The sequence below is a fragment of the Streptomyces sp. NPDC034085 genome (assembly GCF_055575555.1).
This window is the reverse complement of sequence record NZ_JBVISL010000002.1, coordinates 404183-422173: the sequence shown is the minus strand read 5'-3', so window position 1 is coordinate 422173 and position 17991 is coordinate 404183. Positions and strand designations below refer to the sequence as shown.

9 protein-coding genes and 3 pseudogenes are annotated in these 17991 nt (G+C 68.1%); 6 read left to right on the top strand and 6 right to left on the bottom strand.

Features of this window, described 5'->3' with window-relative positions; translation table 11 throughout:
• Window positions 1-44: 44 nt before the first annotated feature.
• Window positions 45-2099, bottom strand: coding sequence for a thioredoxin domain-containing protein (locus ACZ501_RS07175; protein ID WP_468793170.1), 2055 nt, complete (start codon window positions 2097-2099; stop codon window positions 45-47).
• A gap of 47 nt (window positions 2100-2146) precedes the next feature.
• Window positions 2147-2365, bottom strand: a complete 219-nt coding sequence (locus ACZ501_RS07170; protein WP_468793168.1) for a hypothetical protein — start codon at window positions 2363-2365, stop codon at window positions 2147-2149.
• Window positions 2366-2894: 529 nt separating this feature from the next.
• Between ACZ501_RS07170 and ACZ501_RS07165 the strand changes: the two are divergent.
• A pseudogene (locus tag ACZ501_RS07165) lies at window positions 2895-3317 on the top strand (very short patch repair endonuclease); the annotation flags it as partial.
• A gap of 193 nt (window positions 3318-3510) precedes the next feature.
• Complete coding sequence (locus ACZ501_RS07160; protein WP_468793166.1) at window positions 3511-4821, top strand: DNA cytosine methyltransferase; 1311 nt, start codon at window positions 3511-3513, stop codon at window positions 4819-4821.
• Here the strand turns inward: ACZ501_RS07160 and ACZ501_RS07155 are convergent.
• The 4 genes and pseudogenes from ACZ501_RS07155 to ACZ501_RS07140 form a co-directional block, all read right to left on the bottom strand.
• Window positions 4790-5677 carry a DUF6339 family protein gene (locus ACZ501_RS07155; RefSeq protein WP_468793164.1) on the bottom strand — a complete coding sequence of 296 codons (888 nt, stop codon included), beginning with the start codon at window positions 5675-5677 and terminating at the stop codon, window positions 4790-4792. The two genes, ACZ501_RS07160 and ACZ501_RS07155, sit on opposite strands and share 32 nt — an antisense overlap.
• The gene (locus ACZ501_RS07150; RefSeq protein WP_468793162.1) at window positions 5674-6666 is read right to left on the bottom strand and encodes a hypothetical protein; all 993 of its coding nucleotides are present in this window, start codon (window positions 6664-6666) and stop codon (window positions 5674-5676) included. Before ACZ501_RS07150 ends, ACZ501_RS07155 begins: the two co-directional genes overlap by 4 nt.
• Window positions 6663-8567: pseudogene (locus ACZ501_RS07145) on the bottom strand (transcriptional regulator); the annotation flags it as partial. The pseudogene ACZ501_RS07145 and the gene ACZ501_RS07150, both read right to left, overlap by 4 nt.
• Window positions 8568-8876: 309 nt before the next feature.
• Window positions 8877-9533 (bottom strand): annotated as a pseudogene (locus ACZ501_RS07140) (sigma-70 family RNA polymerase sigma factor); the annotation flags it as partial.
• A 699-nt stretch (window positions 9534-10232) separates the two neighbouring features.
• Between ACZ501_RS07140 and ACZ501_RS07135 the strand changes: the two are divergent.
• Genes ACZ501_RS07135 through ACZ501_RS07120 form a run of 4 tightly spaced genes read left to right on the top strand, consistent with a single transcriptional unit; the run spans window position 10233 to window position 17987 of the window.
• Window positions 10233-11849: a nuclease-related domain-containing DEAD/DEAH box helicase gene (locus ACZ501_RS07135; protein WP_468793159.1), complete on the top strand. Its 1617-nt coding sequence runs from the start codon at window positions 10233-10235 to the stop codon at window positions 11847-11849.
• Complete coding sequence (locus ACZ501_RS07130) at window positions 11846-15004, top strand: helicase-related protein (protein ID WP_468793157.1); 3159 nt, start codon at window positions 11846-11848, stop codon at window positions 15002-15004. Before ACZ501_RS07135 ends, ACZ501_RS07130 begins: the two co-directional genes overlap by 4 nt.
• A complete protein-coding gene (gene drmB, locus ACZ501_RS07125) occupies window positions 15001-16890 on the top strand; it encodes a DrmB family protein (RefSeq protein WP_468793155.1) in 1890 nt (629 codons plus the stop codon). Before ACZ501_RS07130 ends, drmB begins: the two co-directional genes overlap by 4 nt.
• A complete protein-coding gene (locus tag ACZ501_RS07120) occupies window positions 16887-17987 on the top strand; it encodes a P-loop NTPase family protein (RefSeq protein WP_468793153.1) in 1101 nt (366 codons plus the stop codon). The genes drmB and ACZ501_RS07120 overlap by 4 nt, the downstream gene beginning before the upstream one ends.
• Window positions 17988-17991 lie beyond the last annotated feature (4 nt).

Genomic DNA, 17991 nt, shown 5'->3' with positions numbered 1-17991 from the left:
CCACGCACCGGACGGCAACCGGAATTGACGGCACTCCCGCAGAATCAGGGGCGAACCACACCCAACTGCTCGGCCAGCTCGACCAGTTCGGTCGTAGGCCGCGCGCAGACGAAATGTCGACACACATACGCCGTCGGAAGGTCGCGCACGAGTGTGCGCTCGGCCAGAAGGGGGAACTCGCCGCCGCTGCCGTCCGCCGCACGCGGCAGACCGGCCGCCACCACCGCCCCCGGAGCCGTCCCCAGCAACGCCGTCCGGTGCAGCGCGGCCGTCGCCGGATCCTCCGGATGCCCGACCACCGCCACCTCGCGCGGCCCGTCCACCAGCGCCTCCGCGACCGCCAGCCCGTGCCCGATGAAGCGCGGGGCACGCGGTCCCAGGGCATGCACCACGCCGAGCGCCCGCTCCGCCGCCGTCCGGTGCGCCTGCGAGCCGGTGTGCGCGGCGTACGAGAGCAGCGCACCGGCCGCCGCCGTCCAGCCCGAGGGGGCCGCCGTGTCGGTGGGGTCCTGCGGCCGGCGGATCAGCTGCTCCGCGTCGTGCGCGGTGTCGTACAGGGACCCGTCCTCGGCGGTGAACCGGGCCATGACCAGGTCGACCAGGAACCCGGCGAACTCCAGCCACACCCCCTCACCGGTCACCGAGGCCAGCGTCAGGAAGCCCTCGGCCACGTCCCCGTAGTCCTCCAGCACCCCCGCGTTGGCCCCGGCCCGCCCGTCCCTGCTGGTACGCGCCAGCCGGGCCCTGCCGTCCATGTGGACCCGTACCAGCAGGTCGGCGGCCTCGATCGCCCGCTCCACCAGGTCAGGCCGCTCGAAGAAGGCCCCGCACTCGGCCAGCGCCGCGATCGCCAGCCCGTTCCAGGCGGCCACGACCTTGTCGTCGCGCCCCGGCGCGGGCCGCCGGCCTCGGGCGGCCAGCAGCCGCTCCCTGAGGGACGCGATCCGCGCGGCCTCCACGACGGGCCCGTCCTGCGGCAGTTGCAGCACTGACTTCCCGTGCTCGAAGGTCCCCTCCTCGGTCACCCCGAAGTACGCGGCGGCCAGCTCGCCGTCCTCCTCGCCCAGCACCTCGGCCAACTGCGCGGGCGTCCAGGCGTAGTACGCGCCCTCCACGTGCCGGCCGCTGTCCGGATCCTCGCTGTCGGCGTCGAGCGCGGACGCGAAACCGCCCTGCTCGGTGCGCAGTTCGCGGACCATGAAGTCGGCGGTCTCCAGCGCGACGCGGCGCGCGAGGTCCGAACCGGTCGCCCGCCACAGGTGCGCGTACACCCGGCACAGCAGCGCGTTGTCGTACAGCATCTTCTCGAAGTGCGGCACGACCCACTCCCGGTCGACGGAGTACCGGGCGAACCCGCCGCCGAGCTGGTCGTAGATCCCGCCGCGGGCCATCGCCTCACAGGTGTCGGCGGCCATCTGCAGGGCCCCCTCGGACCCCGTACGGGCGTGGTGGCGCAGCAGGAACTCCAGCACCATGGACGGCGGGAACTTCGGCGCCCCGCCGAACCCGCCGCGCGCGGCGTCGTAGTCCCGCGTCAGCCCGAGCAGCGCCCGCCCCAGCTCCTCCGGCCCCGGCAGCCCGGCCTTCCCGTAGTCCAGCTGCCGCCCGGCCAGGTCCTGCACGATCCGCTGCGCGACCTCCCCGACCTCCTCGCGCCGCCCGACCCAGGCACCCCGCACGCCTTCGAGGACCTGCATGAAGGAGGGCATCCCGTGCCGGGGCTCGGGTGGGAAGTAGGTCCCGAAGTAGAAGGGCTCGGCGTCGGGCGTGAGGAACACGGTCATGGGCCACCCGCCCTGCCCGGTCGCCGCCTGCACGGCCTCCATGTAGACGGCGTCGACGTCGGGGCGCTCCTCGCGGTCGACCTTGACGTTGACGAAGTGTTCGTTCATGTAGGCGGCAGCGAGCTCGTCCTCGAAGGACTCGCTCGCCATGACATGGCACCAGTGGCAACTCGAGTAACCGACGCTGAGCAGCACCGGCACCCCGCGCTCGCGCGCCTCCGCGAACGCTTCGGGCGACCACGGCCACCACTCGACCGGGTTGTCGGCGTGCTGGAGCAGGTACGGCGAGGTCTCGTTCGCGAGGCGGTTCGACATGCGCCCATCCTGCCGCACCAGGCGGTTGCCGCCACGTAACGAGCCGATCAGGCCGCCGGTTCGGCCGCCGCCACACGATCAGCCCATTCCCAAACCAGAACGACGCTGGAACGGTCCCACCCGCCGCCGCCCTTCCTCTCCGGGGTGATCACGAAGTGGGGGAAGACCGCCGCCTCCTCCGCGAGCGCCGCTGATGGCACAACGGCCGCCGCCCCGCAGACGTAGTTGTACGGGCTGCGGCAGCTCGCGGCCTTGCTGCCACCCAAGAGCTGACTGCACACGCCTCCCCTCGGATCTTCTCCGCCACAGCGCAGGAATCCGCCGGTGTCAGGGACCTGGGACCGGCTCTGCGTCCGGTCAGTCGCGGGCTGAGCGGCCCCCGGGGCACGGATAGACTGCCCGCCGAGAAAGTCGCGCAGACGGACTCCCTCTGCTCGGGCGTGATCAACCTCAGAATCCTCTGGTAGATCATCGTCGGCGGCACCCTCGCCGACGCCGGTCCCCCGCTCTCTCAGCCCTCGGCCTGCGCCTCCGGCCCCCGCCCCGCTCTCTCAGCCTCGGCCTGCACCTGCCCGCTCGGCCCCGCCGCCGCGGCGGTCTGCTTCGCGATCACGCAGGCGACAGCGGGGTGCGGCATCGCGGTGATCACGGGGCACAGCCAACGGCCACACCGGAAGGCGCTGCCGGAGAAGCGGCCTGGGGAAACCTTGCAAGCGTCGTGCAGTGACGCCGCCCTCGCCCCGGCAGGCGGACACACGGTACCGATACACCTCACGAGAACGGGACAATGGAGGCATGCCTGCTGTACTGCCCTCCAGCCCTGCGGTCTCGACCCGGATGAGTCGCCAGACCAGCCGCGACACAGCGGCCGAGCAAGCGGTACGAAAGATCCTCCATGCCTCGGGTTACCGATATCGCACCCACTTTCCCGTGCCCGGCATGCGCCGCCGCAAGATCGACATCGCGTTCACGCGAGCCAGGTTGGCCGTTCTCATCGACGGCTGCTTCTGGCACGGCTGTCCGGAGCACGCCACGAGCCCCAAGGCGAACGCGGAATGGTGGCGGCAGAAGCTCGACCGCAACATCGCACGGGATCTGGAGACGAACGCCCAGCTGGTGTCCGAGGGCTGGACGGTCATGCGCTTCTGGGAACACGAGTCACCGGACGCCGTCGCGCGCACGGTCGCCACGGCTGTGGAAGAGGAGAAGGCGGCTCGCACGGCTCCTCGTACGAACCCCTCGGCCCGAGGACGACACCGCCGCGGCAGGGGGACACCGCACGGAGCAGCGGCCCCGGAACTGCCGAATCGGCGGGCCAAGGGCACCTGACGCTCATCGCACTTCCGTGCTCACGACCAACCGATCGAAGCACCGGCGGCGGCCTCGCAGCGGCCGGATAGACTTCAGCCCCATGAGCAGCCCGGGAACGCAGATCGACCCTCTCGATGGAGTCCGCATCCTGGACCTCTTCGCGGGTCCCGGCGGTCTCGATGTGGCCGCGCACTTCCTGGGGTACAAGAGCGTCGGCATCGAGTGGGATCGGAACGCCTGCGAAACCCGTTATGCCGCCGGCCTGCCGACGTTCCACGCCGATGTCAGCGTCATGCGCCAGAAACGCTTCGACGAGATCCCTCGGTCGGTGGACGTGTTGGCCGGCGGCCCCCCTTGTCAGTCCTTCTCCGTGGCGGGGCGTGGTGCCGGAAGGGCAGCGCTCGACACGGTGAAGGAGTTCATTCGCCGACTCGTCTCCGGCGAGGACGAAGCCCTGATCGACGAGGATCTGCACTCCCTGAACGTGGATCCACGCACCGCACTGGTCCTGGAACCCCTCCGCTGGCTGCTCAAGGCAATAGAGACCGAGGACCGTGACCCCTATCGGGTGATCGTCCTGGAACAGGTGCCCGCGGTACTGCCCTTGTGGGACGTCTACGCCCAACTTCTGCGCAGTGGGGAAGGACGGCTCGGAGGCGTCAAATACGAGGCGGATTGCTGGGAGCTGAAGACCGAGCAGTTCGGGGTCCCGCAGACACGCACTCGAGCGGTGCTCATCGCGCGCCTCGTGGGCTCCGGTCCTGTCTCACGGCCCAGCACGACGCACCGTTCCTTCGACGTACGTCGCGGAAGGGGCAGGGCAGGCCAGGAAGAGGCGTTCACGATCGATTCCCGTCCCGCAGACAACTGGGTCTCCATGGCAGAGGCGCTCGATGCCACTGGCGTGCTGCCAGGATCGTCGGTCGACATGTCCAGGTTCCACTCCAAGGGCCGGACGAAGTTCTTCGTCGTTTCCAATTACGGTTCCAGTGGCAACCCAAAGAAACGCGGTAGGCGACTTTCCTCCGAGCCCGCCTTCACCGTTACCGGAAAGGTGACCCGCAACAAAATCTACCGGACACAAAAAGATTACGAAGAGAACAAATTCGATCGTTTCACGATCGCCGAGTCCGGAGTGCTGCAGACCTTCCCGCACAACTTCCCCTGGTCGGGCAAGGACCAGGCTCAACAGGTCGGAAACGCCGTGCCGCCCCTGCTCGGGATGCACGTGCTGAGCCATGCGCTGTGCGGCGCTGCCCCCTCGGACGCCCAATTGGCGGACTCGACGACCTGGCCGGAGGTCAGTGACGACCTGACCGCCCGCCTCCGTGACATCGGATGCGGTGACCGGACCCGATGCCCCGAGGACAGCCACAAGGTCAGCCGGGCTCGTCGGAAGTCCGCCCCCTGACCGAGACGTCGGAGAACAGATCCTCGAATTGGGCGACCAGATGCCGCACCGCGCCGTCCGGGACCCGCTCCTCCTCGGGTCCGCCCGGCAAGGTGTTCCGGGGAACAGGAAGAGCCGAGGCCGCTCCCTCGATCCATTCGCGCAAGGCATCTGCGTCACGATCAGCGTCAGGGGCGATGACGTCGTACATCAGGGTGGCCGCTGCGGCGTTGATCGCCGGCATCAACGCATTGACCTCCCGCCCTGTCCGCACCGTCCCCCGCTCCAGGAGTCGGACCAGGGCCTGAGCGGTCGGGCGGTGGTCGATGACATCGAGGCGCACCGCGGAGTTGAGCATGTCCTGGTTGCCGCAGGCGACGACAACGGGTCGGTAGTCCGGGCCGTCGCGGAACAACTCGGCGGTCCACCAGAGCCTGGCGAACGCCTGCTTGTAGTGCGGACCGACGAACCTGTCCCGGGCCACGGCACGGGGCGTCCCGTCGGCCCTCGGGTCGGGCAGGTGACGCCACACGACGTAGTCGGGCGCCACTCCGAGGGCCAGGTAGGTCCAGAATCCCTTCTCAGCGGCCTCCCTACGAGTCAGTCGAAGCGTTTCATGGAGTCTCGGCGCCAACCACGCGTCCGCCGCGGTCGGCCGTTCGGAGCGGAACATGTCCATCGCGTCGTCGATCAGATCCCGCACACGGTACAACTCCGCTCGCACGTCATCACCGGGCAGCGGCTCCGCCACCTTGTTCAGGGCGATGGAACGGACATCGTCCACCCCTTCGAGCACTCCCGCCGTCAGGTACTCGGCGGCCTGCGCATCCGAGATCAGAGCGAGTCGCTCCGGCAAGTGCTCAGGTCGGGAGGTCACGCGTGGGTCTCCTGCTCGAATCGTTCGATATCACGGACAACAGTGGTCAAAGCCTTGGGCACATCGGCGCGACGAGCTGCGGCGTATTGAATCCGCGGTTGCAGATCGGTCCAGCCCCCCTCGCCGATCCGCCTGTTGTGGACTTCTCGCAGGGCCGTCTCGGCCGATCGCCCGGGAAGGATGTCCGGAAGCATCTCGCGGAGCACCGCGCCCCGCCAATCCGGCGGGAAGAGCGGGGTCCCGTCCTCCTCGAACTCCAGGTCTCCGATGGCAGTATGGAACACCGCCGTCCATACCTCCGCGCACATCTGCGCCAGCAGCATCTCGCCCAGCATGGTCTCCATCTTCGAACCCGGGCTCTGGACGAGTGCTGCGAACCCCTCGAAGTCAGAATTCAGACGCACTGCGGGCATTCGTCCAGAAATATCCACCACCCAGGGAACTTCCCTGAAGGGCCTCAACCACTCCTTGCCGCGGGCGAAGCTCACGGCCGTGACATCGAGTTGACGGTCCCTCAACGGCGCTTCGGAGGTCACGTCGATGAGCCACTCCTGCTCCGTGGACCCGATGATCCTGCCGTCCACGCCTCCTGCCGTGGCAACCACGTAGACGGCGAGGGACGCCCGGTCGACGTGGCTGTCCCGGTCGAGTTCAATGTCGCCGGTCCATTCCTGGCTTCCATCGGTGCCGGCCGTCAACCGGGCCACCGTCCGGGCGTTCGTGGTCCCCTCGGTGAGTACGGCGACGACGGTGACGTCGGACCAGTGCTTCTTCACCCCGATCTCCCGCGCGGGCACCGTCACCGCCAGTGAGAGCCTGGCCGTGTGCCAGTCGTCCCGCTCCGCCATGCCGAGCGCGACGACCTGCTCGACCACCGACCACCCACGGGACTCCAGGTGTTCCCGGCTGTCGCCCGGACCGCGCAGCCGAACCGCCGTGATCCTGGCCGTCACCCGACCGGTCAACCGGGGGTAGGCATAGGCCCTCATGCCTCGGCCTCCTTGCTCTCCTGAAGTTCGACGACGAGTCCGGCGAGCCCGGCTCGTACCGGATGCGTCGATACGTCGGTGACGCCGCGGAACACTGCACGACGCGTACCTGCCGCAAAGTGCAGGACATTGTCCACCAGTTCGCAGTTGCTGACGGCGGCCAGTTCGGACCAGCGCACCAGCGGACGTGGTCCGGAACGCACTTCCACCTTCGCCACGGGCCTCATGGCCCACGCCTCCTCCCCCGGCGGCACCTTGACCACCGCGGTGATCTGCCAGGCGCCGGAGGAGTCGATGAGGGTTTCCAGATCGTCGAGCCTGGGCGGCGTCACCGCACCTCTGACCTTGGCGGCGGGCTTCCCCGAGATCTTCAGTCGCTTGCTCACCCTGCTCGTGCCGTTCCGCTTTTCCCTTCCGGCGACCGCCACGAGCTGCTGCACCGCCTTGTTGATCTCCCATGTCATGGCCGCGATCCGACGGTGCGCGGACGGCGAGTAACGCGTTCTCAGTTCGTCGGTCTGGCCCCACTTGTTGTGCTCCGGCGGCTCCGAAGCACGCAGGAACTCCTCCGCCTGGACGGCGAACGGTGCGCCTCCCCCTGCCGCCCGGCCCGCGAGCAGCACGGCCTGGAACGGGTTGGTCCCGACCGGGAGCCCCGGCACCCGGCTCGTCCTGACCGTCATCCGGTTCCCGCGCATCGCGGTCACCTGGTTGATCCTGCCGTCTGCGTCCGTGGCATCGGTGACCAGCAGCACCGCCCGATGCTCGCCTGCGGTGCCGGCGAGCCCCTCCCGCTCGGGGAGGTTCAAGCGCACTGTGGTCAGAGCCACCTGCCCCGCAGCGGTGAGCCGGTCCACCGTGGTACCGGCCAGGAATGCCTGGAGCGCGCGGGTACGAGCGGGCTGGTGCAGTCGGGGATCGACCCGCTCCTCCGCGATGTGCGGCACACCGTTGCGCAGCGTTCGGACCGACGCCTCCAGAAGAGGCGGACGATCCCCTCCCGCCGTCATCGCGGCCCAGAAGTTGCGCCCCAGCGCGCCGACCAGACGCTGATGCATGCGCTCCACACTGTCCTCGTCGTCACTCGGGTCGCCGTCACCGTCCGGTCGGGCACCGACGAGGCTGGCCACGTCATGCGCTCCCACGATGAGGAAGGACGTCCCGGGTTCGTCGTGCTCCCTGGTGAGGTGCAGTCGTTCGGTCGTCTCCTCGTCCGCCCACCAGGAGCGGACGACGCTCGTGTTCTCCGCCGCGGGGTCGGGCTGTCCCAGCCAGGCGGGTCCCGCGAATCTCTCACCGGCCACTTCCCGCCAAGGCAGGTCGAGCCGTCCGATCAGTCGACGCCTGGTGCGTCCCTCGTGCGGTTCGGAGAGCGTCGAGTTCATGAGCACGAGGCCGAGCCGACTGGTGGCCCACAGGGTCGCCTTCCCCAGGCCGTACGATCCACCGGCCGAGGCATCCGCTTTCCGGCTGTCGAGCTGGCGTCGCACCACTGCGGCGAACCGGCCGTCCTCGTAGTCGTCCCCGGTCAGGCCGCTCGCGTTGTAATCGTCGATGCGGAGCAGGACCAGCCGTTCCCGCTCGCACATCTCACGCAAGCCTGTGCTGATGACACGTCCGACCTTCTGGTCCTGTGCAGCGGCGGCCTCGTAGTGCGGCCTGAGGTCGTCCCAACGGATCGCGTCGCGGAATCGGGCCAGATGTTCCCCGGCCAGCTCGTGGAGCGTGTAGCGGACCCTCACCGGGTGGTCGTTCCGCCGATCACGCTCGTCCAGGCTGTTCTGCGTGGCTTCGCGTGCCAATACCTCCAGATCCGCCTCGAAGGCGAAGGCAGCCGCGTTGCCGAACTCCCGCCCGCCGTCCTTGTGACCGGGACGGTGGTACCACACAGGCGGCACACCGGTGCCACCCGAAGAACCCGCCACCGTGGTCGGCGACATCGAGACCCTGAGGTCCTCGGCATCGACACCGCGCTCGCCTGCCGGCCAGGCCGTCTTCGGACCGGGCTCGATCTCCTTCGAGGTCACCGTTCCCCCTCTCCCTTCGGAACTGTGCTTTGCTTCCACCTTGCGGACCGTGCCGCAGCGCCCCCGCGTCCCACCTCGCGCGGACTTTTCGAGGGCCGCTCGCTTCGCGGCCGCCTTCAACCGCCGGCGCGCGGAGGCAGCGTTGTCCGGCAGCAAGCCGAGCAGGATCCCGATGTCCTTCAGCGCCCTGCTCTCGATCTGCCGAATGCGTTCGCGTGAGACCTCGAACCGCTTGCCGATGTCGTCCAAGGTCCACTGTCGTCCGTCGACGAACCCGAACCTCAGGAACAGCACTTCGCGGTCCCGGTCCCCCAGCCCGCAGTCCTCGAACCACTGCAGGAGTTCCTGTCGCTGGAACCGCGCCCACAGTGCGTGCTCCGGTCCTGGGACCGATGCGGTGTCGGTGACCATCAGCTGCCCGAGCGTCACGTCACCGACGGGCTGGTCCATCGAGAAGACCGTCCTTCGACCGAGCCTCAGGTACTCGGTCACCTTTTCCAGGGACAGGGCACATGCGAGCGAGAGGTCGAGGGCGGTCGGCCGGACCCCTCGCTCGACGAACTCCCGCTCCCTCCGCCGGAGTCTTTCGATCTCGGTCCATATGTGGACCGGAAGCCGGATGGCCGACCCTTCATCGGCCACCGCGCGAGTGATGCGCTGACGGATCCACCAGGTCGCGTAGGTCGAGAACTTGCACCCGATGGAGATGTCGAACTTCTCCACGGCCCGGATCAGACCGATCACGCCGTGTTGCACGAGATCCTCGTGGTCGGGGTGATCCGCCCGGTACCCCAGTGTCAGAACGCTCTTGACGACCAGCCTGCGATTGTGGGCGATCATTGCGGAAAAGGCCTGATAGGGCTCGCCGTCGCGTGCGAGAGCGGCGACGTAGCCCTGCGGCAGGTCTTCCCCCGACGCGATGCCGTCGCGGAACAGAAGGCAGAGTCCCACCTCCTCCTCCGCGCTCAGCAGATGCGCGTCCGGGTTCGGTCGCCTGCGATCCGCACGGAGCACGACCCGGCCCAGGCGGCGTGCCGCTTCCAGATCGTGGACACGTACCGTACCCCTGAACTGGTCCAGGTCCGGCGACTCCTCCTCGTCGTTCGCCGGGCCGAACTGGGCGGCTTCGTCCATGTCCCCGGCGGACACCGCCTCGGGCCGGTCGGCCGGCCCGACCCCGAACCGCTCCCCCTCGTCGAGGGAGGAGTCCACCCGGGTTCTGAGGACCGACTGCCACAGGTCGACAGCCTGCTCCTCGCCGAGGCGCGCGGCCCTCACCACCTGTGCCAGCGCAGACCTGGCGTCCGCACCTTCCGCCTCGAACCGACCGATCAGACCGACGAGGAAGTCCCGGTCGACGTCGTGCTGGCGCTCACCGGATGCACCACCGTTCACCATGATCGCCTTGTCCGCTCGCCCGTGTCTGCCCGTAGTCCATCACTCAACCGACCGATCCTGCCAGCGACTCCGCGCCACAGCCCGCACTCGAAGTCCGGAAGTAGGTATGTTGAGATCAGTTGGTGAGGGTGGGGAGAGTTGATGCGGATCATCCCGAGTGAGATCTCGAACAGCACGCGAAGCCGGGCGGAGCGCAGCGTCTTCGCGGCGCTCAAGGCCATCCCGGACGCCCAGAGCGTCGCCCTGCACTCGGTCCACCTCCCACGACACGCCCGTAAGCGCGTCGGTGAGATTGACTTCGTGGTCATCATGCCGGACCTGCTGCTCTTCATCGAGGTCAAGGGCGGCAGGGTCGGCCAACGGGACGGCACGTGGTACTACGGACCGGCCGGTGCGGACGAGCGCCGCGGCGAGAGCCCCTTCGCACAGGCCAACGGGGGCATGCATGCGTTCGAGCGACAGCTCGGCGAGCAGGTCGGCGATCTGCGCACGCTGGGGGTCCCGAGCGGATACCTGGTGATCACACCGGACGTCGATCTCGCCAGGACCACCGAGTTCGAACCCGAACAGTACCTGGGCAGCAAGGCCTACGACGGGGGGCGCGGGCTGGCCGAGGGCATCGCCCGGGCCACTCGCTTCTGGCGCACGCGCAATTGGTGGGCGAAGACCCCCGTACCGGCGCCGTTGCGCGAGAAGATACTCAAGGCGGTTCGCCCGGACTTCGACCTCGTCCCGAACCTACGCGCCCGACTGACGCACTTGGAAGTGGCTTTCGAGCGCCTCACCGAAGAGCAACTGGACAGACTCGACGAGCTGGAGTCGAATCCCCGTCTCGTCTGGACCGGAGGCGCCGGCACCGGGAAGACATTCCTGGCGGCCGAGGCCGCGCGACGCAGCTCCACCACCGGCAGCGTTCTCTTCACCGCCGTGAGCCCCACCCTGACGACCCACCTGGCCGGCATCCTCTCCGATCACCCGGTCACCGTACTGCCGTTCGATCGGTTGGCGGAGGTCCAGGGTCGGACCTTCGATCACCTGATCGTCGACGAGGCCCAGGACTTGATGACCTTCGACGGTCTCGGTGTCCTGGACGGCCTGTCGGCGCGCGGGCTCGAACAAGGCCGATGGACCTTCATGCTGGACCAGAACAACCAGCTGCTCGCTCCGACGACCTTCGACCCCGAGGCGTGGGACTACCTGCGCGGCATGGGCACGGTGTACGGGCCGATGAAGCGCAACTGCCGAAACACCGTGCAGATCGTCAAGGAGGTTCAGGCGTACACGGGCGCCGACCTGGGTGTCGCCTCGGCCGGTGAAGGGGAGCGCCCCTTGTTCCAGAACGTCCAGGACGTCCGGGACGAGGCTGAGCTCCTCGATGCATACGTGAACGACCTCCTGCAGCAGGAGGTCTCACCACAGGACATCACACTACTGTCGGTCGCCGGCGACTGGGAGTCGAGCTCCGCCCGCTTGTCCCAGCGTGCGTCCAAGATCGAACGCTTCACCGACGTGGTCGGCTCCGCGCGTACCAGGCACCGGCTCACCTGGTCGTCCGTCGCCGACTTCAAGGGGCACGAGAACCACGTCGTCTGCCTGATCGACCTCGAGCCCCAGCACCTGGACGGCCGGCTCGATGCGCTCTACGTCGCCTGGACCAGGGCTCGCGCCCAGCTCTGGGTCGCATGCCGACCAGGCGTCAGGAAGTTGCTGGGGGATCTGGGAATGGCCGTGATCACGCGAGGGGGAGCACAAAAGTGACCGACGCCGAGCCGTCACTCGCCTCCCACCGGGACACCTACGTGTCCTATCTCCGCCGGCAACTGGTCGGTCCCGCGCCCGAGGAGGAGGAACACCTCGTCGATCCGCCGGACCGTCGCTACCTGATGGGCACGCTGTACCCACGTGGTTCCTCCATGCTCGAACATGCGGTGGCCGAGGGGGAGGAGAGTTTCGACGAGTCCGAGGCCGGGTCGGGCGAGGAGGACGGCTTCGCCGACGATCCGGTCGCCGAGGCCAACGCCTGGCTCCCCTCATCGATCGGCTTCTCCTTCTTCACCGACGCCCGTCGGATCGAGGTCGTCTGCGAGGCCTCGCGCTACTCGACCCTCCGGGAGGGCGGACGGCGCACCTGGAAGCGCCAGCGGCGGCTGTCGACGACCGAGATCGTGGAGCTCCGATCGGAGTCGCCGATCTCCTGTTTGGACGGACACGGCCTGCTCCACGTCCGCTGGCGCAGCTTCGGCGCGGGGCATCTCGTCACCTGCGTATTGTCCAACGCTCACAAGGAGGAGGAGAGTCGTCACAAGGACCGGGAGCTGATGCTCTTCCAGGTCTCCCTCCGCGCCACCACGGCAGACGGCACCGTGCTCGAGTACCCGAGTACCCGCCTCAACAGCCGGGACGAGGAGGAGCAGGAGCTGCGTGTCCAGTACCGGCACATCATCACCCGCGCCGTGGGCCACGGATGTGCCGTCGTGTGGGACGACGATTCCGGCCCGGTGACCGCCCTCCGTACGGAGGTCATGCCGGAGCAGATCGTCGCGCACATCAAGCCCGACGGTCCCCGAGACCTGCCGATCCTCAACCTCGCGCACCTGTCGGATCCCGAGCTCACGGTCGAGGATCTGCGAGACGGGCTGAACTCGTTCGTCCTCGGGTATCGCAAGTGGTTCGAGACTCAGCAGTCCGAGGCCGAGTCGTTGCCGCGGTGGGCCAGTGCTCCAGCCGGGCGCCTGCTGGGCCGTATCGGCGCGGCGCTCGACCGGATGGACTCCGGCGTGACCGCGCTCACATCGTCGACACCCACCGGGGTGCGGGCGCGGGAGGCCTTCCGCCTGGCCAACCGGGCCATGGCACTCCAGATGCTCCACAGCCGTCCCGAGCTGGCGGGCAGTCGCAGGCGCAGGAACAGCGAGGTGGTCGAGCTCACCGAGCCTCCCACCGACTACGCCTGGCACCCTTTCCAGCTCGCCTACTTCCTGCTCGTGGTCGAGAGCCTGGTGATCCCGGATCACAAAGACCGACGGACGGTCGACCTCATCTGGTTCCCGACCGGTGGCGGAAAGACCGAGGCCTACCTGCTCACCGCCTGTTTCGAGATCCTTCGCCGTCGACTCCAGTACGGTGCTGCGGGCGGCGGCACCGCGGTCCTGAGCCGGTACACGCTCAGTCTGTTGACCACGCAGCAGTTCCAGCGCACGGCCACCGCGATCTGCGCGCTGGAGTACATCAGAGCCGGGCATGACGGCGGGCTGGGCCACGACCTCGGGCAGGAACCCATCAGTATCGGGCTCTGGGTCGGCCAGGAAACGACGCCGAACAGGATCTCCGCCGCCGAGCAGGAACTCGACAACCTGAAGCAGTCGCCCGAACCGGACGACCGCTTCCTGCTTGAGCGCTGCCCCTGGTGCGGTACCGAGATCGTCCCGGAACGCAGCGGCATGAACCAGGATTTCGGCATCCACGCGGAGGGTGGTGAGACCTGGTTCTTCTGTCCGCGGGGGTCGTGCGTCTTCCACGACCGGCTGCCCGTCTCCGTGGTGGACGAGCAGATCTATCGGGAACCGCCGACCTTCCTGCTCGGCACCGTGGACAAGTTCGCCCGCCTGGCTTGGGAGTCCGATGCCGGCAACCTCTTCGGCAGGGACGGCAGGCGGGCGCCGTCCCTGGTGATCCAGGACGAGTTGCACCTGCTGGCGGGGCCCCTGGGGTCCACGGTCGGCCTGTATGAAGCCGCCGTCCTCGAGCTCTGCTCCTGGCAGGGCACGGCACCGAAGGTCATTGCGTCCACGGCGACGATCCGGCGCTCGCAGGACCAGATCCGAAGCCTCTACGGTCGTCCCGTTCAGCTCTTCCCACCTGCAGGTCTCGAGGCGGGCCGCTCCTACTTCGCCTCACCCGACGAGGAGAAGCCCGGGCGCCTGTACGTCGGCGTCATGGCCCAGGGCCACACCGCTTCCACGGCAACCGTCCACGTGGGCGCCGCCGGGCTCCAGGCGCCCGTGGACCTGGGAGACGACGAGACACGGCGGGACGCCTACTGGACCATGGTGGCCTACCACAACAGCCTCAGGGAACTCGGCCGGACCGTCACGATCGCGAGGGACGACATCCCGGCCCGGCTGGAGCACCTGACCAAGGACGAATCACGACGCCGCCGGCTGGACGACGACTCGGTGGTCGAACTCACCAGCAACGTCCCGCGAGCCGACCAACCGCGGCTGCTCGATCGCCTGGGTAGGCGGTTCGGGGAACGGGGCAGTGTCTCCTTCCTCGCCACCACCAACATGCTGTCGGTCGGCGTCGATGTTCCCCGGCTCGGCCTGATGCTCATGAACGGACAGCCCAAGACGACTTCCGAGTACATCCAGGCCACGAGTCGTGTGGGCCGACGCCACGTACCGGGACTGATCGTCACGCTGTTCCGATCGACCAAGCCTCGCGACCGCTCCCACTACGAGTCGTTCGGCATCTACCACCGTTCGCTCTACCGGCATGTCGAACCCACCAGCGTCACCCCGTGGTCGCTCCCGTCCCGCGATCGCGCCCTGCACGCCGTGCTCACCATCCTCGTGCGCCACGGGATCGGGCTCGCCGCCGAGAACAAGGCCGGGGAGATCCTGGAGCACATGGACGAGGTCGCCCGGATACGGGATCTCGTCGTCGACCACGTGCGGCGTGCCGACCCGGACGAGGCCGAAGCCACGGCGGAGCACTTGGACAGGCTGATCGACGAGTGGCAGCAGGAGGCGGAGAATGCGCGGGGCGAGGGTGGCCGACTGTACTACCGTCCCCAGGGCCGCACATTCAGCTCCCTCCTGACCGACTTCGGCAAGCAGGAAGGCCTGTGGAAGACGGCCCAATCGATGCGCAATGTCGACCGCGACTGCCTCGTCGTCGTCAGGGGGGCGTGAACGCTGTGAAGGACATCCGTCGCAAGGTTCGCAGGACACAGACCATCGTTCCGTTCGGGGTCGGTGGAATCATCGATCTCCGGGGCGAATCGTTCGTGGCCGCAGACATCCGCAGCTGGGCCAAGACTGCCGAGCGTGTCGAGTCCCCACGGCTGGCGGCGAAACTGCGCGTGGAAGATTTCCGTTCGGCTCCTGTCATCCCCTCGGGGAAAGCGGCATACACCAGCCGCAACGGGCCCACCTACGTGCGTTTCCCGAAGTGGCTCTTCTGCCCTCTCTGTCGGGCGATGGCGTTCTGGAAGACCTCGCTCGAGGAGAAGGACCGGGTTCCCACTTGTGGGCGCTGCCCGGGCAGGCCGAAACTGGCGCCCATGCGTTTCATTCAGGTCTGTCGGGCCGGTCACCTGGCCGACATCAACTGGTTTCGCTGGGCTCACTCGACCGGCGAGGGGCACGATCAGCGACAGTGCCGCTCCGGTCGGCTCCGGTTCCTCGCCACGCCCGAATCGTCCGGTCTCGAGGCCCTGCACGTCGTGTGCGAGACCTGCCGTGCTCGGCGGGATCTCTCGGGGATCAGCCACAAGAACGTCCTGCGGAAGTTGGGCATGAACTGTCCTGGGACCCATCCCTGGCAGTACGAGACCGACGAGCCGGATGCCTGTGAGGAGACCCCTCAGGCGGTACAGCGCGGTGCTGCCAACGTCTACTTCCCGGTGGTCCATTCCGCGATCGACATCCCGGCTCCGAGCGGCCCGTCGGAGCACGATCCCGCGACCCAACTGGTAGTCGCCAGCCGCTTCTGGCCCGACTACCGGGACCGATACGGCAGTCCGATCGCTGACAGCTTCCGGGCCATCATCGCCGCCGAGTGCGGGGTTTCCGAGGAGTTCGTCGAAGCAATCGGGCGCCGCACCACCGAGCAGGGCGCCTCCTCGTCGCCGTTCGGCTCGGACGAACATCTCAGCATCGCCGAATGGGCGGCGTTCTCCGATCCGGAGTCAGTGCCCGGATCCAAGACGTTCTCCGTGCGCCGGACACGTTTCGACATCGCGGGCACCGCCCCCGACTCGATGCAGGAGCTGGGTCGGAGGGTGGCCTCCGTCGTCGTGGCGGACAGGGTGCGTGAGGTCCGGGCGCTCGAAGGCTTCTCCCGTTACGAACCCAGCGGCGACAACGACGAGGGCGGTCGACTCGTCTCGGTCGACACGGCCAGGCGGGCGAAGTGGCTGCCCGCTGTGGAGACCTTCGGCGAAGGGATCTTCGTCTCCCTGGACGAGGAACGCCTGAGCGCCTGGGAGCGGCTCGAACCGGTCCGTCTCTGGACCCGCCGGATCGAGCGGGACCTGGACGCCTCGTTCAAGGTCGACCGGCTGAGGGACAAGTCGGGACCGGTTCTGCTGCCGCGCTTCGTCATGCTGCACACGCTGGCCCACCACTTCATCCGTCAGCTGTCCTACGACAGCGGCTACAACGCGGCATCCTTGCGAGAACGCGTCTACGCACGAAGCCACTCCACGGACAGCGCGCACCTGCCACAAGCCGGCGTGTTCATCTACACGGCCGCCGGGGACACCGAGGGGACCCTCGGCGGGCTCGTCCGTCAGGGCCGGCCACCGTATCTGGGGGAGACGCTGATCCGCCTGCTCGAATCGGCCCAGTGGTGTTCGCAGGATCCGCTGTGCGCCGACTCGACGGGCCGGTCGCTGGCCAACCTGAACCGCGCGGCGTGCCACGCCTGCACCTTGCTCCCCGAGACCTGCTGCGAAATCGACAACTCCCTCCTGGACCGGACTCTGCTGATCGGCGACAACGAGGTTCCCGGCTTCTTCCAGGAGGTTCTACGGATGGCACTGCTGGAGTCGGCCGAGGCAGTGGGAGGGGCGTGAGATTCCCTTCGCTGCTGGACCTCGGGTTCGACCAGCGGGCGGTCGTCGAACTGCCGTTCCGGGGGAGCCATGTCGTCACCGGTCCGCCCGGCGGAGGAAAGACCGTGATGGCCGTTTACCGTGCATGGGCGCTGGCCACGGCCGGCAGAGAGGTCGTCCTCCTCACCCGATACAACCTGCTGCACCAGTACATCGCGCAACTGGCTCCGGAGCTGACCGGCACTCCACGCGTGACTACGTACGCCCGGTGGCTCAAGGCCTTGTGGCGGGAGAAGTTGGAAACCGAACCGCCGCGGTCGGCCGAGGACGAACGCCACTACGACTGGGTAGAGATGCAGCGGAACTGCGTATTGCGGGGCATCCGGGTGTCAGCGCACCTCGTCATCGACGAAGGCCAGAATCTGCCGCTCGGCTTCTACCGCCTCTGCCGCGTCCTCGGTGTCGATGTCACGGTCTTCGCGGACGAGAACCAGCGCATCGGTACGGAGGAGACGACGCTGTCCGAGGTCTGTCGAACCCTCGGTGCGCCGGCTGCTCCGTTGGAATTGCGGCAGGATCACCGGAGCAGTCGTGAGATCGCCATGCTGGCGTCGGAGTTCCGCGTGGAGAACCGAACCGGGTTGCCGTTGCCGACGCGTTCCGGCAACCTGCCCGTCGTCATGCGGGTTCCGTCCCTCGACAGTCTCCTCACCGGAATCGCTCAGTACTTCAACGCCCATCATGACCGGAGCATCGGGATCATCTGCAGGTCGGTCCCCATGATCCGAGCAATGCAGTGCGGGCTGGCGTCCCGTGGGCTCGCGAAGAAGACCCAGGCGTACGTCTTCGACGACCGTTATCGGGACGCCATGGACTTCTCGACCCGTCCCATCAGAATCGTCAGCACGGTGAGCATGAAGGGCCTGGAGTTCGACAGCGTCTTCGTTCCCGACCTGGAGAGTTACACCGAGGACCCGACCGATGTCGAGGCGCGCCTCCGCTTCCTCGTGCTCTGTACCCGAGCCCGCGAGGATCTGCACTTCACCCATCGAGGAACACACGAGCCCCCCATCACGGCAGCGATCCCCGACGCCCTGCTGGCACGCCACCAGGGCTGACAGG

What these genes read in the sequence shown, in the direction of transcription:
- ACZ501_RS07175 (WP_468793170.1), bottom strand. Translation starts at nt 2,099, where the DNA reads ATGTCGAACCGCCTCGCGAACGAGACCTCGCCGTACCTGCTCCAGCAC.
- ACZ501_RS07160 (WP_468793166.1), top strand. Translation starts at nt 3,511, where the DNA reads ATGAGCAGCCCGGGAACGCAGATCGACCCTCTCGATGGAGTCCGCATC.
- ACZ501_RS07150 (WP_468793162.1), bottom strand. Translation starts at nt 6,666, where the DNA reads ATGAGGGCCTATGCCTACCCCCGGTTGACCGGTCGGGTGACGGCCAGG.
- ACZ501_RS07135 (WP_468793159.1), top strand. Translation starts at nt 10,233, where the DNA reads ATGCGGATCATCCCGAGTGAGATCTCGAACAGCACGCGAAGCCGGGCG.